Here is a 15680-nt window from a genome sequence, read left to right on the forward strand (position 1 = left end):
CGTCCGTAATCCACCCAATTAAATTTACCCGAAATAATTACCTTTAAAAGGTTTGTAAAATAAATTAGCTAATTTTGCGGTCGATTATCGACTAATAATCAATATATATATGACAGAAAATAAGGAACCAAAAGGGAAATGCGCAGGCTGTGCATCCAATAAAAGAGACCATCGTATGTTGGCTGGTAAGCTTGATGTTTACGATTGGTTGAAAGATGTTCCTGAAAGTGCACAATGTCCGGATGTTGTTGAAATAAAATTTAAGAATACCCGTAAAGGATTCTATTCAAATACAAATCAATTAAGATTACAAAGAGGTGATGTGGTAGCAGTTGAAGCATCACCAGGACATGATATCGGGATTGTATCCTTAACAGGCGATTTGGTTGTGGAACAAATGCGCAAACAAAAGCTTGATCCGAATACATACGAGGCAAAAAAAGTCTACAGAAAGGCAAAGCCTGTTGATATCGAAAAATGGCATGAAGCCATTGCACTGGAACACAAAACAATGATTAAAGCTCGCCAAATATCTGCTGAATTAAGGCTGGATATGAAAATTGGCGATGTTGAATATCAGGGAGATAAAACAAAAGCAATTTTCTACTATATAGCTGATGATAGAGTTGACTTTAGACAGTTGATTAAAGTATTGGCAGAGCAATTCAAAATCAGAATTGAAATGCGCCAAATTGGTGCACGACAGGAAGCTGGACGAATTGGAGGTATTGGCCCTTGTGGTAGAGAACTTTGTTGTTCAACCTGGATTACCAACTTTGTTTCGGTAACAACCAATGCAGCTCGTTACCAGGAGATTTCATTAAATCCTCAGAAACTTGCCGGGCAATGTGGAAAACTGAAGTGTTGTTTGAATTTTGAGTTGGATTGCTATATCGATGCTCAAAAGGATTTCCCGAATACAAGTATTCCGTTGGAAACCAAGGATGGAACAGCTTATCATCAGAAAACAGATATTTTCAAGAGATTAATGTGGTATTCATTCGATAAGTTCAATTCGATGAATATGGTGCAGGTTTCTGTTGATAGAGTGAAGGAAATTATTCGCTTGAACAAGAAAGGAATCAAGGTAGATAAATTGGTGTCAGAAAAATCAACTGACAACAAAAAATCTTTGGACTACGAAAATGTTGTAGGTCAGGATAGCTTGAACCGATTCGATAAGAAGGAAAATCCGAATAAACGAAGAGGAAAAAGAAAATTCCGTCGTAAACCAAGAAAACCAAACAAGCCAGCAAAGTCATGAACAAATTGATTTGGATTTTTTGCGTGGCAGTAATTGTACTGTCAAACCAATCGTGCGATTCCAATCGTGTTTATGAAGAGTATAAAGAAATTCCGGATTATACCTGGGACATGAACAATACTCTTCGCTTTGAAGTGGAAGTTACCGATACCATTAGTGTTCACAATTTGTATATCAATGTTAGGAATACTGGTGGATATGCATACAGCAATCTTTGGTTGTTTGTGAAGAGAACTTCGCCAGATGGAAATGTTGTTGAAGATAAGTTCGAATGTAGTTTGGCTACCGAAAAAGGAAAATGGTTTGGTAGCGGATTTGGTGATATTTTCGATTTACAAGTTCCGTTTAAACAGAATGTAGTATTCCAAAGGTCTGGGGTTTACGTATTTGAAATTGTGCAAGGAATGCGCGATGAGGAATTGAAAGAAGTAGTGAATATTGGCTTAAGACTTGAGAAAGCAAATCAATAAAATTTTTAGCGTTTAGTCGTGGGAAAGAATAAATTACAGCGTTTTGCTGAGATGGATACATTTGATAATGTATTTCAACCTACTCATAAAGAGGTTTGGGAAACAAATTATCATTTGAAAGGAAAGTGGAATAAAGAAGTTTTTAAAAATGATAATCCAATTGTTTTAGAAGTTGGATGCGGAAAAGGAGAGTATACAGTAGGTTTAGCACGTAAATTTCCGAATAAAAACTTTATTGGAATTGACATAAAAGGCGCAAGAATGTGGCGCGGTGCCAAAACCGCTATTGAAGAAGGTTTGGGTAATGTCGGGTTTATAAGAACCAAAGCTGAACTTCTTGAATCGATTTTTGATTCAGGTGAGATTTCTGAAATCTGGATTACCTTTCCTGATCCACAAATGAAAAAGGAAAGAAAAAGACTTACCGGAACACGCTTTCTGAAGTTATACTCGAACCTGTTGACCAGAGATGGAATTATTCACCTGAAATCGGATAGTAATTTCTTGTATGAATATACTTCGTATGTGATTAAGGAAAACTCTCTTTCGGTTGATGTTGACACCAATGACTTGTACAATTCAGGGAAGGCTGATGATATTCTTTCTATCAGAACATTTTACGAACAGCAATTTCTTAACAGAGGAATTCCAATTAAGTATTTAAAGTTCAGGCTTGATGGAAAAACTGAATTTATTGAGCCAGATGTTGAGATTGAATTGGATTCCTACAGAAGTTTTGGTAGAGAGAAGCGCAAACAATAAATGTCTGATCTGTACGATAAAATTTACGAAGTAGTTCGGAAAATTCCTGTTGGAAGAGCTACCAGTTATGGTGCCATTGCCAGGTTTGTGGGATCTCCCAGGGGTTCCAGAATGGTTGGTTGGGCCATGAATCAATCACACTCTAGCAAAGCATATGTTCCAGCACATCGAGTAGTAAATCGTTTGGGAATGCTAAGTGGAAAACATCATTTTCCAGGTGAAAATTTAATGCAAGAGCTTCTCGAGAATGAAGGAATTGTTGTGATTGATGACCAAATACAAGACTTCGACAAAATATTTTGGGATCCCATGAAAGAACTTGACTGGGATTCTATTTAAATTCAGTCTAAATATATACCTTTGTTGGTATCTTATCGAATTCAATATCAGCAATGCTTGAAAGAAATTCGATCCAAAAAATACATTAAAGAATTAATATTCATAAATCATGAGTTACACTCAAAAGCAAATTACGGACGCTTTAAAATTGGTTCAATATCCTGGTACCGATAAGGATATCATGGGGTTGGATATGGTTCGTAATATTAAAATTGAAGGAAAGAAAATTGGTTTCGATTTGGTATTCCAAAAATCAGACGATCCTAATATTGTTCCCTTGAAAAAAGCCTGTGTATCAGCTGTTTTAAAATTTGTTGATAGGGAAGCTGAAATCAAAGGAAACATTAAAGTAAAGGCAATGCATGTGGTTGAAGAACCAAAAGTTTTGCCAAAAGTTAAAAATATTATTGCTGTTGCATCAGGTAAAGGTGGTGTTGGAAAATCTACCGTATCATCGAACTTGGCAGTTGCACTGGCGAAAGCCGGAGCAAAAGTTGGTTTAATTGATGCCGACATTTATGGTCCTTCGGTTCCATTGATGTTTGGAGCAGAGTCAGCTCGCCCGAACCTTGTTAATGTAGATGGTAAGGATTTGATTGAGCCACATGAGGCTTATGGTGTAAAAATGCTTTCTATTGGTTTCTTTGTTGATCCTGCTCAGGCTACTGTTTGGCGTGGACCTATGGCTTCCAATGCATTAAAGCAGATGATTGAAGAAGGAAACTGGGGAGAGTTGGATTACGTTTTAATCGACTTGCCACCAGGAACCAGTGATATTCACCTTACTTTGGTTCAAACAGTTCCTGTAACGGGAGCCATTGTGGTAAGTACGCCACAAGAGGTTGCTTTGGCTGATGCTGTAAAAGGAATTAGCATGTTCGAAGGACCTGGGGTTAATGTTCCTGTATTAGGAATGGTTGAAAATATGGCTTGGTTTACTCCTGCTGAATTGCCTGAAAATAAATACTATATTTTCGGTAAAGATGGATGTAAAAAACTAGCAGAAGAAAAAGGAATCGAATTGCTAGGTCAAATTCCTATTGTTCAAAGTATTCGCGAAGGTGGAGATAATGGAAAACCTGCTGCCGTGAACGAAGATTCTGTAGTTGGCATGCTTTCGCCGATTTGGCTGCTAAATTAAATGCAGCTGTTGATGCAAGAAATCAAAAATCAGCACCAACTGAACGTGTGAAAATTACGCGATAAGAATATAAAACCATATAAAGAGAGAAGGAGCATTTATTGCTCCTTTTTTTATTCCTTGAATAGAACTATTTTTAGATTTTATTTAATAAATTTCAGTTTTTGGAATAATAAAAATCAACAGATATCAGTTATACCATTTTGGGAATCTAATAAACTCAGAATAATACCAGTAGCTTTTGTAAATAAATAGCGAAGCTTAGGGTGTTATCAAACAAAACATTTAGCCTTGACTCGTAAACTAATTCAACAAACCTTAACGATAATAGCCATTCTGATTTTTGCATATGCATGTTCTAATCAGAAAAATACTTTCATGAGCCGTCAGTATCATGCTCTTACCACACATTATAATGTGTATTTTAATGGTAAAGAGAGCTTGAAGGAAGGTGAGCAAAAAATTAAGAACGGACTTCAGGAAAATTACACCATTTTACTGCCTGTTTTCGAATATCAGAACCCAGCTGCCAGATCTTTGTCTTTTTCGAGCATGGATAGAGCTCTTGAGAAAGCAACTAAGGCCATTAAAATTCACTCTATTACGCGCAAGCCGAAGCGTAAAAAAGGAAATCAGTCAGAAAAAAACAAGGAGTTTCGTAAAAAGAAAGAGTACAACAATTGGATTGATGATTGTTACATGTTGATTGGAAAGGCCCAATTTTACAAGGGTGAATATCATGTTGCCGAGAAAGCTTATGATTTTATCATTAGAGAATATCCAGAGTCGGATTTGATTGCTGAGGCAAAATTATGGAAGGCAGTTAGTTTAATTGATAGAGGTGAGTTTATTGCAGGTGGGGAAATTTTGGAAAGGCTTTCGAATGATAACAATTTATCGAAAGATGATTTGGTTCGTATAGAAGCTTTGCAAGCAGATGCAGCAATAAGACAAAAGCGATTTGAAGATGCTGTTCCTGCTTTGGAAAGATGCATTGCCATATCGAAAGACAAATACGCAAAAGCGAGGTATTATTATTTGTTGGCGCAACTTCATCAAAAGTTAGATAATCCGAGCGAGGCATCAAGAGCGTTTCAGGAATTGATTGATTTGAATGCGAGTTATGAGATGACTTTTAATGCAAAAATTAGTCGTGCTCTATCGTATACCGGTGCTGAAAATGGTGAGGAAATAAGAAAAGGCTTGCGCAAAATGTTGCGTGATGAGAAGAACAAGGAGTACAAAGATCAGATTTATTATGCAATGGCAGAAATGGATGTTGTAGATGAGAATATGGAATCTGCAATCTCTAATTACTGGGAATCAACCAAAGTTTCTTTGTACAATGAGAATCAAAAGGCCATTTCATTTTTAAAGCTGGGTGATTATTATTTTGGAGAGGAAACTTACCCGAAAGCTCAGATGTGTTACGATAGTTCGATGACCTATTTGGGTAGTGATTATCCTAATTATAGAAAAATATCCGAAAGAGTCGGGAATCTTACTGAATTGGTGAATAACCTGAATATGGTTGTTCGTGAAGATAGCTTGCAAAGGGTTGCTTTAATGAGTAAGACCGATAGAGATAGGTTAATTAATGGCTTAATCAAGAAAATAAACGAAAAGGAAAGAGAAAAACAATTAATGGAGGCTGAAGCACAATCAGACAGAGCTTTCTTTAGTCAGAATAATATGCTTGGGAATTCTCGAAACAGAAATCAAACCCAGGGGAATTGGTACTTCTATAATCCAACAAATATTGGATTGGGAAAATCGGAATTTCAACGCAAGTGGGGACGAAGAAAACTGGAAGATAATTGGAGAAGAAAGAATAGGTCTGATTATTCTGTTGAGGACATAGAAATTGCTTTAGAGCAAGAATCGAAAGATGATGTCAGTTCTCAATCACAGAAAAAAGATCCTAAGAGTAAAGAGTATTATTTGGTGGATTTACCAATGACAAAAGCTGCTATGGTAAAATCTGATGATAGAATTATGAAAGGTTTGTATCAGGCAGGATTGGTGTATGAGGAGAAACTGAATAATGAAGAGAAGGCACTTGAAAGTTTCGAGACTTTGTTGAAAAGATTTCCGGAAAATCCATATCTACTTTCAAGCTACTATCATTGTTATGCAATCAATAAATCATTTGGCAGAAATTTAAAATCTGATTTCTACAAGAACAAAATACTAACTGAGTTTAAAGATAGTGAGTATGCAAAAGCATTGAGAGATCCAAATTACCAGTTAAAGCTCGATGCTGAATATCAAAGAGCACATCAGCTTTATGCACAAGCTTATGAGGATTTTCAGAACTACTACTACTTTAGAGTGGTTAAAATCTGTAATGAAGGATTGTTAAGATATCCAGAAAGTGATCTTCGTCCGAGGTTTTTGTTTTTGAGAGCGTTGTGTGTAGGAAGAACACAAAATGTTGATGTATTTAAGCAGTCCCTTGTGCAAGTGTTGGAAGCTAATCCAACCAAAGAAATAACCCAAACGGTTAAAGCGATTTTAGCTGGGTTGGAGAAAGGAGCTACACCTGTTGTTTACACAGAGAAAGATATGGAGTTGGCCCGACAAAACAGATTGCTTCGAAATTGGCGACTTGAAGATGAACAGGCAATGGTTGAAGTTAAGGACGATAAACCTAAAAAAGAAAAGCCGAAGAGTTTGTACAAGTTTAAAGCTGATGAGGAGCATTATTTTGTGTTGATGTTTTCTAAGCAAGATGGTGATCCGAACAGATCTTTGTTCAATATATCAAGATATAATGCAGATGCGTACAATAGTCGTACTTTTAAGGTGGATCGTCTATCATTGGATAAGGATCACATCATGATCATGGTAAAAGGATTAAAAGACAAGGAGGATGCATTAAATTACTTTAACGGAATTATTACCAGTAATAAAGCATTTAGCGGATTAGAAGATGTTGATTACAGGAATTTTATCATTTCTCATTCGAATTTTGAAATGCTGAAACAAGGTAAGGATATTGAGCAATACCTTGATTTTTACACCAAAAGCTATTTTAATGTAGAACGTAAGCCAAAACAATCTACGGTTAAGAAGCAAGGTAAGTTGGTGGCTGTAAACAACAATTTAGACTCTACGGCGTTTGTATTTAATCCGGCAGATAATCACAAGTTTATTCTGTTGGTTCCGGCACGTAAAGTTAATATCGGAAAGTTGAGAAATGATATTTACAATCACGACAAAGATTATAGTGTGCTAAAAGAGCAATACGATGATGATTTAAATATGATTGTGGTAAACAATGTTGGCTCGAAACTTGATGCAATGAACTATTTCAGAAGTTTGGTTTCGAATGATGCAATTTATACTCAACTTGAGAAGGTTGATTATCGAAACTTTGTGATCAGTGAGGAGAATTTCAATAAGTTTTATGTAGAAAAAGCTTTGTTCCCATATTTGGATTTCTTTAAAAAGAATTATCTGGGTGCGAAGGATGAGGCTCCTGTTAAGAAAAAAGAGAAAGTCGTTCAAGATGGATTGTATCAATTTGATGAAAAATTGCCACATTATTTCGCCTTGATTTACACAAGAGAGAATGTGAATAAGAAACAATTGATTTCAGGAATTAAGAAATATAATACAGGTCCATTAAAAATTGAAGTTCGTGAGTTGGATGATGAGCGAGATGTGCTATTGGTCGTGAACATGAGAAGCAAAAAGCAGGCAATGATGTATTTCCGTGCTATTGTTACCAATCGTGATTTGTTTGCACCTGTGGAAAAAGTGGGATATCGCAATTTTGTGATTTCCGATGAGAACTTTAAGGTATTTGCGAAAGATGGAGATACGGCTAAATATCTTCAATTCTTTAAAAAGTACTATTTGAAATAGATTTTTGGTTTGATTTAATTGTGGAAGTGTGAAAGAAAATACGATACTTTGGGTTGATGATGAGATAGAGTTGTTAAAGCCTCATATTATTTTTTTAGAGGAAAAAGGGTACGCAGTGGTATCGTGTAATAACGCTTACGATGCACTTGATTTGGTAAAAGAATCACACTTTGATTTGGTACTATTGGATGAAAATATGCCAGGAATGAGTGGACTTGAAGCACTAAGTGAAATCAAATCGATTGATTCAGCTTTGCCAATTGTGATGATCACAAAAAGCGAGGAAGAAGACATTATGGATGAGGCTATCGGGAAGCAAATATCCGATTACCTGATTAAACCTGTAAATCCAAAGCAAATTCTGCTTACGCTTAAAAAGCACATCGATAAAAAGCGATTGGTTTCGGAGAAAACCACCATGGCCTATCAATCGAAATTTGGGCAAATGGGAATGGAAATTAACGACTGTCGCAATTTTGATGACTGGATGAAGATGTACCGAAAGTTGGTGTTTTGGGAATTGGAACTTTCCAATATCGAAGATTCTGGTATGGATGAAATTCTAAGAATGCAGAAAACCGAGGCCAATAACCTATTCGCTCGCTTTGTAAAGAAAAATTACCTTTCCTGGATGGATCCTGAAGAAGAGGATAAGCCATTGCTTACACCTAATGTATTCAAAGAAAAAGTTTATCCATTGCTGGATCAGGGACAAAAGGTAGCCTTTATTTTAATTGACAATTTGCGTTACGATCAGTGGCAAACATTGTATCCGGTAATTAGCGAATACTTTGTTCTTGAAGATGATTCGATGTATTATTCCATTCTTCCAACAGCTACTCAGTATGCGCGCAATTCAATGTTTTCTGGTTTATCTCCTTTGGAAATCAAAAAAAGACACCCACAACATTGGATTGATGAGGACGAAGAAAGCAGCAAGAACATTCACGAAGAAGATTTTATAGGATTCCAACTGAAACGTCATTATAAGGATTATACCTATCATTACGAGAAAATCAACAATGAAAAAATGGGAGCAAAGGTATTGGATAACCTAAAGTCCATTTTAAGTTCACAATTGAGTGTTTTTGTATACAATTTTGTTGACATGCTTTCTCATGCCAGAACCGAAAGTGAAATGATTCGGGAATTGGCAGCAGATGAGGCTGCCTATCGATCATTGACCTTATCGTGGTTTGAACATTCAATGTTGCTTGAATTAATTAAAAAGTTATCAGAACAGAATGTAAAGCTTGTAATAACTACCGATCATGGTTCAATTCGTGTGCAAAATCCTGTTAAAGTAATTGGCGACAGACAAACCAATACCAACTTGCGTTACAAGCAAGGAAAGAACCTGAATTATAAGTCGAAAGAGGTTTTTGAGGTTACAGAACCACGAAAAGCGAATTTACCGCAAGTAAATGTTAGTTCTTCTTATATCTTTGCATTCGGAGAGGACTTTTTGGCATACCCGAACAATTTTAATTATTACAGCTCTTATTATCGAAATACTTTCCAACATGGAGGAATTTCTTTAGAGGAGATGATTGTTCCACTGGTTACTTTAAGTCCAAAGAAAATTTAAATTCAAAAGATTTAGCAGGAAATGACGGAATTAAAAATCAATTCTCTGGAAGATATTAACTCTGTTGCAGCTGAATTTATTAAGCTGGTAGGAGATAAAAGAATTTTTGCGATGCATGGTGCAATGGGTGTTGGCAAAACAACATTTGTAAAAGCCATTTGCGAAGAACTGGGAGTGCAGGATACCATAAACAGTCCAACTTTTGCCATTGTAAACGAGTATCATACGGCCAAGGAAAATATAATCTACCATTTCGATTTTTATCGAATTGATGATGTTCAAGAGGCATATGATTTTGGGTATGAGGATTATTTTTACAGCGATGCCATTTGCTTTATTGAATGGCCCGAAAAAATTGATTCGATTCTGCCTAATGATACTGTTGAAGTTCACTTTAACGAAGAGGCAGACGGCAGCAGAAGAATTCGTATCCTTTAATCAGAAATTGTCAAGGCTGAAAAGAGCCAAAAATTTCTTAAATTGTAATGGCTTACTCAAAGTAAGTATTCTATTAAATATTACAATATAGCATATGGCGCCGTTAAGTGAAGGATCAAAGAACTTCCCACTAGGTCATGAATTTTATCAGCCTAAGGAAGGAATGTTGGAATTAGAACGCCGACGCAAACAATTGGTTATTGGTATACCCAAAGAGGAATATCGTGGTGAAAATCGTGTTTGTCTTACTCCTCAATCTGTGGAGTTGCTGGTAAACAATGGCCATGAAGTGGTTCTTGAACGAGGAGCTGGTTTGGCATCGAACTACACCGATAAAGAATACAGTGAAAACGGCGCACGAATTGTTCTTGAAAAGAAAGAAGTATATCAATGTGATACTGTTATGCAGGTATCACCATTTTCAAGTGCTGAAATTGATATGCTTCGTGGCAATCAGATCTTATTTTCGGCTCTGCAAATCAAAAGTCAATGTGGAGAGAATGTTCGCAAGCTCATGCAGAAAAAAGTAACTGCAATTGCTTTGGAATTGGTTAAAGACCGAGATAATTTTTATCCGGTTGTACGATCGATGGCTGAGATTGCAGGTATTTCGTCCATTATGATTGCCGGAGAATATTTAAGTAAGGCACATGGTGGAAAAGGGGTAATGCTAGGAGGAATTACCGGAATTACACCAACCGAAGTAGTAATACTGGGTGCAGGTACTGCAGCCGAATATGCTACTCGATCGGCTCTTGGCTTAGGAGCAATGGTAAAGGTGTTTGATGATTCCATTTATCGTTTGCGCAGATTGGAAGATCATTTGGGACATAGGGTATTTACATCGATTCTCCATCCCAATGTACTTGAAAAAGCATTGGCTTCAGCAGATGTAGTTATTGGTGCGTTGAGGCATGGAAGAGAATTTTCTGGATATATGGTAACTGAAGAAATGGTTGAGAAAATGAAACCAGGATCAATCATTATCGATTTGAGTATTGATCAGGGAGGATGTTTCGAAACCTCTATGATGACCAATCACAAAGATCCGGTTTATAAGAAACATGGCGTACTGCACTATTGTGTTCCTAATGTACCATCGCATGTTGCTAGAACAGCATCACTGGCATTGAGCAACATTTGTGCTCCATTATTGTTGAATATAGGGCAGAATGGTGGCGTTCACAAATTCATTAAAAATGATATTGGCCTTCGAAAAGGTGCTTATGTGTATCGTGGCATTTTAACAAACCGAAGATTGGGTGATACTTTTGGAATTCTAGCTAAAGATATTGATTTGTTGTTGGCTGCGATGTAGGTGTTTAAGCATTGTTTTTTACAGAACATTCACTTAATACTTTCTGTACGGCTATGGCAAAACCATTCTTAATTACATTTTCGGTTACCTGATATTTGTCTTTTAATTCATGCGGTGCATTTTCAACTACATAGCTGTGCTTTCCCCATTCTAAAAGATCAATGTCATTATAGTCGTTGCCTATTACAAAAGAATCTTCAGCACTGATATCAAGTTTCTTGCATAACCATTCGCAACCATGTCCTTTTGAAATGTGCAAGGGGAAAATTTCCATCCAAATGGATTCATGATCCAAAGGTGAGGTGGCGCGAATGATTTTAATGTCATCAAACTTGGTTTTTAATTCTTCAAACCATTCTTCTTTGTTTGGCAGAATTGCCAAAATTTGGCAGGCATCGCGCTCTGCGTCTTGAATATTACCAACAGGTGTAGAAAATTGTTTGTAAAGATTTAATCTTCTGTCGAAATCTGAATTTTTGTTTCCCGTTTTATAATACCAGAATTGATGATTGTTAGGAATTGGATCCAGAATCATAAAATCAATTTCATGATCGACCAAAATTTTGGAAAGCTCCAAAACTTCTTCGGCTTCAATCTTCTGAGAATAGATCAATTCCTTGCTTTTCCAATCCATAATTCCAGCACCAGAAGAGAAAATCAGGTAATCGATAGGAAAATCTTCAGGTAATACAGCCATCGCAGAATATAGAGTTCGTCCTGTAGCGATCACTCTTGTAATATCCGATTCTTTTAGTTGTTGTAGGCATTCGTAATTTCTTTTGCTAACCTCACCCATTGATGGTAACAAGGTTCCATCTAAATCGCTTACTACAATTTTAATCTGATCTGTCATAAATATCTACTTTACCTAACAGCTAAAATTACATTTTTAAGTTGAAAGATAATTACAGAAATGAGTTAAATTAAAAATAAGCTCTCAACTCCATGCTTCCAACATGTATGGTTTTTCCACCTTCGCTCTGACGACCGTTATAGGAAATGTTCATTTGAAAGACTTTAGATAGTTGTTGGTTGTAAGACAGATTCCAGGTTGAGTTGTTGCCAGGTAAAAATCCTTCCAGCATTTCGTAGGCTATAGAAGTATTTGAATCGGAATTGTATATCAGGTTTAGGAAATTGATTGCAGCCTGAAGTCTTCCGGTTTTTGAAAGTCCATATTGACAATTGGCTCCAATATTATGAGTTTTTGATTCCTCGCTTGCTAGTTTGTTATCTTTTTGCTGATAGATATAGGTTAATCCAAATTGAAATACAAGACTGGTTTGGAATTTTAGTTGGAGCTCGTTTTTGATCTCTTTTAAGCGATAGTTTTGATTTGTAAATCCTTCCTGATACATGCTTTTTGTTCCAAAATCCATACGGTTCGAGATTTGACTTGATCTGCCAATGTTCCAATTGTACCGGAATCCGTTCTGTTCAAATTTGCGTCTTTCAAATCCTTGAGTGAGCAATTGTTTGTTTCTACTGCTTAAATGAATAATATCCCAATTGGTTTTTGATTTGGGTTTTTGGTATGAGAATGTATTCTGAAAGCTAGAATTTACAGTAATTAAATTCTCGTCGGAAGCATGAGATTGAAATGGATTGGCATAAAGATTAAAATCATTGTTTAAACTTTTTTTAGAAAGACGATAAGCAAAGCGATTGCTGAATCGTGAAATGAATAAACCTATACCTGATTTTGTTTTTAAACGCTTAAGACGCAAATTAAATATTTGCCTAAAATCGCTAGTATAAACTTTATTGTAATTGTTAGTATTGGTAGCGATTCTAATATAGTTGGCTTCATCTTTGAATGTGGCGATTTCAAATTCATTAAGCTCTTTTACATCATTGTTGTTGTAATCGGTCCAGCGATAAATTCCTCTGCCATCATTCACCTCAACATATGAAAATTCTTTCTCGCTCTCCAGACCAGAACCCAATTCGTAGTAGGTGGAAGTATGTAGCAATCCTTTTTTAATTTTAGCCTGATGTTCCAGCTTACCAAGAAAGGTGTTTTCCGGTTTTTCGTCGCCAATAGCGTTTTCACGGATTTTTAATCGTCGGTAAATGCTTTCAATTTTTAATTGATTTTTCCTGTTCTTTTTAAGCCAGATTTTTCCGCCAAAATCTTCCGATTCACTTTGAGTTTTTAACTTATTATCTAATGGGAGAAAATCTTTTCGTTTGCGGTAATAGGCTTGAAACTGATTTTTTGTAGAGTCCTGGTTTTCGATGTAAAATTTATAAGAATAAAAGGAGAAGCTACTTGCCAAAAGATTTTTGCTTTCGGAATTTTCAATTTGATTGTTTTCATTTTCGGTTTCAATTCCAATTTTTGCAATTTTTGTTGAATATGCAGCATTTAATGTGTGTCGATAAAATTTGCTTTCCAGATTTTTTTGATCTGTGCTTAATATATTGCCATTGAAAAGGATAGAGTATCTGTTTCTCTGGTAAGCTAAGTTTAAATTTTGATTAACACCTTTGTAATCAGATTCTCTTTTTAATACAGATATGTTATGAGCGATTGAACCCCAATTTGCATTGTTGAATTGATTTATCAGGGCAATGTGGTTTTCGTTGTTTTTATTGACACTTTCTGCAATATTCCAATCTCTTTTGAATTCAACCGATCTGAAATTCTCTATTTGCTCAAAGTTTTTCTGAATAAAATGCATGTTGAGCTGCGTATTCAAAAATTTAGTAGTGTCTGCAATCAAAGTTTTTTTAGCCAAAGAAAATTCCGCAGCAATTCCTTGATTATCGCCATCGTCAATGGAAGAAAATGTATTTAAATCCTTATTGCTTAAGGCTATTTCAAATTGTGAATTGAATGTTTGTGATAGGTTGTAATCGGCACCAAAGCTTAGCATTTGTTGTTTTTGTGGTGAGATCAACTTCGATACCGGAGCATAATTACCTTGCGCAACTCCATTTATTGGATCAACCCATTTATAAACTCTACCATTTGCAACACTATTAATCTGAATGTAATTCCCTCCATTGTTTCCAACAAAGGAGAAATTCACCCTGTATATTGCTTCTTCTGGCGCGGTGGAATATTCATAAATGGAGTAAATTTTTTCCTCTACAGTTTTGGAAATTTTTCGATATAGAACAAAGTCATTGGAATATTCAACTATCTCTTCATTTGGAACCAAGGCTAAATCAAGATTATCGCCAATATTGCTTAATAGTTGTTTGTCTTCTTGGCTTAGGGTTTGATCCAACGGTTGATTTTTGCTATCCTGTTCCTGGTAAATGTTGAGCCAAATTTTACCTTTCTTGGTTTTGTACTCATTGGCATTAAAAATCAGGTAACGAGAATAGTTTTCTTTAGAATATTCGAACTCCACTACAATGCGAGAGTTTTTTGTTATAGGTTGTTGAGTAGTAAAACTCAATTCTGCAGTGTTGTAATTGATCACATAATCATAGTTTTCACCCCGCATTAATTTTTTCCCATCAACAAATACTTTTTCCGAACCTGCAAGAACTACAATATAGCTTTCGTTATTCACACCGATTAAGCGATATGGGCCTTGAATTCCTTCCGATCCAGTAATTTCCATTCTTCTGAATTTGCCTTTGGCAATTGAAGCACTAATTGTTGATTTCAATTCATTGCCATTCTTGTTTTTGCTGATCAAACCAGAGAATTTTCCCCCTTGCACCTTTTTATAAAATCGCATAAAATTTCCTTCTGGTGATTCTATTTCGTAATCACCAAGAGTGAGTTCTTTGGTATCATCAAAAAGCTTGATGTATATTCTGTCAAAATCTTGAATAGACTGTGTATTCCCATCGGGTTGAATGGGGATGTTATTGTCGGAAATGGCTGCTAGAATATTAACATCATCACTCAATTTACCTGATAACTGAAGGTTTAAATTAGAGTTGGTGACCACATCCTGATTGTTTCCATATGAAATCCCTCTGGAGTAATTTCCTTGCTTTTGTAACTGGCTGTCGTTGAGAAGACCTCTGTTGCTGTAATTTCTAACAGTCGAAAATGCTCTAGCTCTTGCATCTTTTGCCAAATTAATTTCGGAGAGATCTCTTGTGCATATTGGCTTACGTACATTATAATTGTAAATTCTGTATTTAATAAGGATTGAATCACTAATTTCCTTTAGTTTCGGGCTACTAATTAGTTCTCCTTTAGCCGGATTTATTTGATACCAATCCTTTTGTATCTCTTTTGCATTATGGAACAGTTTCACTGTTGATGGTAAAATGATTAAAGAGTCTAACTGAATGGTATCTTGATTGATTAAAACTCGTTTTAATCGCAGATTGTTTTGAGAGAATCCGATCTGTTTAAGACCGAAACAAAGAATTAATATGATGAAAATCCGAAGTTTCAATAGAAGATATTCTTTAAACTGACTTTGGGTATTACAGGATTCGCTTCATTAATAACGAAATCTGATCTTTAAAATTATTAGTTTTGCAAAGAATAAATATAGCGAAGCTGTTCCGTT

11 protein-coding genes are annotated in these 15680 nt (G+C 35.8%); 9 read left to right on the top strand and 2 right to left on the bottom strand.

The window, feature by feature from the left end:
• The first annotated feature begins 109 nt into the window (after positions 1-109).
• From JCM15579_RS09830 to JCM15579_RS09870, 9 genes are all read left to right on the top strand, one after another.
• Entirely contained in the window at positions 110-1264 is a 1155-nt protein-coding gene (locus JCM15579_RS09830; protein WP_083464624.1) for a PSP1 domain-containing protein, read from the top strand.
• Positions 1261-1734: a gliding motility lipoprotein GldH gene (locus JCM15579_RS09835; protein ID WP_054719355.1), complete on the top strand. Its 474-nt coding sequence runs from the start codon at positions 1261-1263 to the stop codon at positions 1732-1734. Before JCM15579_RS09830 ends, JCM15579_RS09835 begins: the two co-directional genes overlap by 4 nt.
• A gap of 18 nt (positions 1735-1752) precedes the next feature.
• On the top strand, positions 1753-2496 hold the full coding sequence (trmB, locus tag JCM15579_RS09840; protein ID WP_054719358.1) for a tRNA (guanosine(46)-N7)-methyltransferase TrmB: 744 nt from the start codon (positions 1753-1755) through the stop codon (positions 2494-2496).
• Positions 2497-2835: an MGMT family protein gene (locus JCM15579_RS09845; protein ID WP_054719361.1), complete on the top strand. Its 339-nt coding sequence runs from the start codon at positions 2497-2499 to the stop codon at positions 2833-2835.
• Positions 2836-2944: 109 nt separating this feature from the next.
• The gene (locus JCM15579_RS09850; RefSeq protein ID WP_245625868.1) at positions 2945-3976 is read left to right on the top strand and encodes an Mrp/NBP35 family ATP-binding protein; all 1032 of its coding nucleotides are present in this window, start codon (positions 2945-2947) and stop codon (positions 3974-3976) included.
• A gap of 291 nt (positions 3977-4267) precedes the next feature.
• A complete protein-coding gene (gene porW, locus JCM15579_RS09855) occupies positions 4268-7846 on the top strand; it encodes a type IX secretion system periplasmic lipoprotein PorW/SprE (RefSeq protein WP_157471425.1) in 3579 nt (1192 codons plus the stop codon).
• Positions 7847-7874: 28 nt separating this feature from the next.
• The gene (gene porX / locus JCM15579_RS09860; protein ID WP_054719368.1) at positions 7875-9434 is read left to right on the top strand and encodes a T9SS response regulator signal transducer PorX; all 1560 of its coding nucleotides are present in this window, start codon (positions 7875-7877) and stop codon (positions 9432-9434) included.
• Between the two features lie 21 nt (positions 9435-9455).
• On the top strand, positions 9456-9872 hold the full coding sequence (tsaE, locus tag JCM15579_RS09865; protein ID WP_054719371.1) for a tRNA (adenosine(37)-N6)-threonylcarbamoyltransferase complex ATPase subunit type 1 TsaE: 417 nt from the start codon (positions 9456-9458) through the stop codon (positions 9870-9872).
• Positions 9873-9966: 94 nt separating this feature from the next.
• The gene (locus JCM15579_RS09870; RefSeq protein WP_054719374.1) at positions 9967-11190 is read left to right on the top strand and encodes an alanine dehydrogenase; all 1224 of its coding nucleotides are present in this window, start codon (positions 9967-9969) and stop codon (positions 11188-11190) included.
• Between the two features lie 4 nt (positions 11191-11194).
• Here JCM15579_RS09870 and JCM15579_RS09875 read toward each other — a convergent pair whose 3' ends face one another.
• Both JCM15579_RS09875 and JCM15579_RS09880 read right to left on the bottom strand, forming a co-directional pair.
• Positions 11195-12043, bottom strand: a complete 849-nt coding sequence (locus tag JCM15579_RS09875; protein ID WP_054719377.1) for an HAD family hydrolase — start codon at positions 12041-12043, stop codon at positions 11195-11197.
• A gap of 70 nt (positions 12044-12113) precedes the next feature.
• Positions 12114-15563, bottom strand: coding sequence for a DUF8818 domain-containing protein (locus JCM15579_RS09880; protein WP_054719380.1), 3450 nt, complete (start codon positions 15561-15563; stop codon positions 12114-12116).
• Between the last annotated feature and the right edge of the window lie 117 nt (positions 15564-15680).

Source organism: Marinifilum fragile JCM 15579 (assembly GCF_001310955.1).
GTDB classification, from domain to species: domain Bacteria; phylum Bacteroidota; class Bacteroidia; order Bacteroidales; family Marinifilaceae; genus Marinifilum; species Marinifilum fragile.

Bases quoted from the DNA above. Each gene is read 5' to 3' on its own strand.
- JCM15579_RS09875 (WP_054719377.1), bottom strand. From the start codon at position 12,043: ATGACAGATCAGATTAAAATTGTAGTAAGCGATTTAGATGGAACCTTG.
- JCM15579_RS09830 (WP_083464624.1), top strand. From the start codon at position 110: ATGACAGAAAATAAGGAACCAAAAGGGAAATGCGCAGGCTGTGCATCC.
- JCM15579_RS09845 (WP_054719361.1), top strand. From the start codon at position 2,497: ATGTCTGATCTGTACGATAAAATTTACGAAGTAGTTCGGAAAATTCCT.
- JCM15579_RS09870 (WP_054719374.1), top strand. From the start codon at position 9,967: ATGGCGCCGTTAAGTGAAGGATCAAAGAACTTCCCACTAGGTCATGAA.
- tsaE (WP_054719371.1), top strand. From the start codon at position 9,456: ATGACGGAATTAAAAATCAATTCTCTGGAAGATATTAACTCTGTTGCA.
- JCM15579_RS09835 (WP_054719355.1), top strand. From the start codon at position 1,261: ATGAACAAATTGATTTGGATTTTTTGCGTGGCAGTAATTGTACTGTCA.
- JCM15579_RS09850 (WP_245625868.1), top strand. From the start codon at position 2,945: ATGAGTTACACTCAAAAGCAAATTACGGACGCTTTAAAATTGGTTCAA.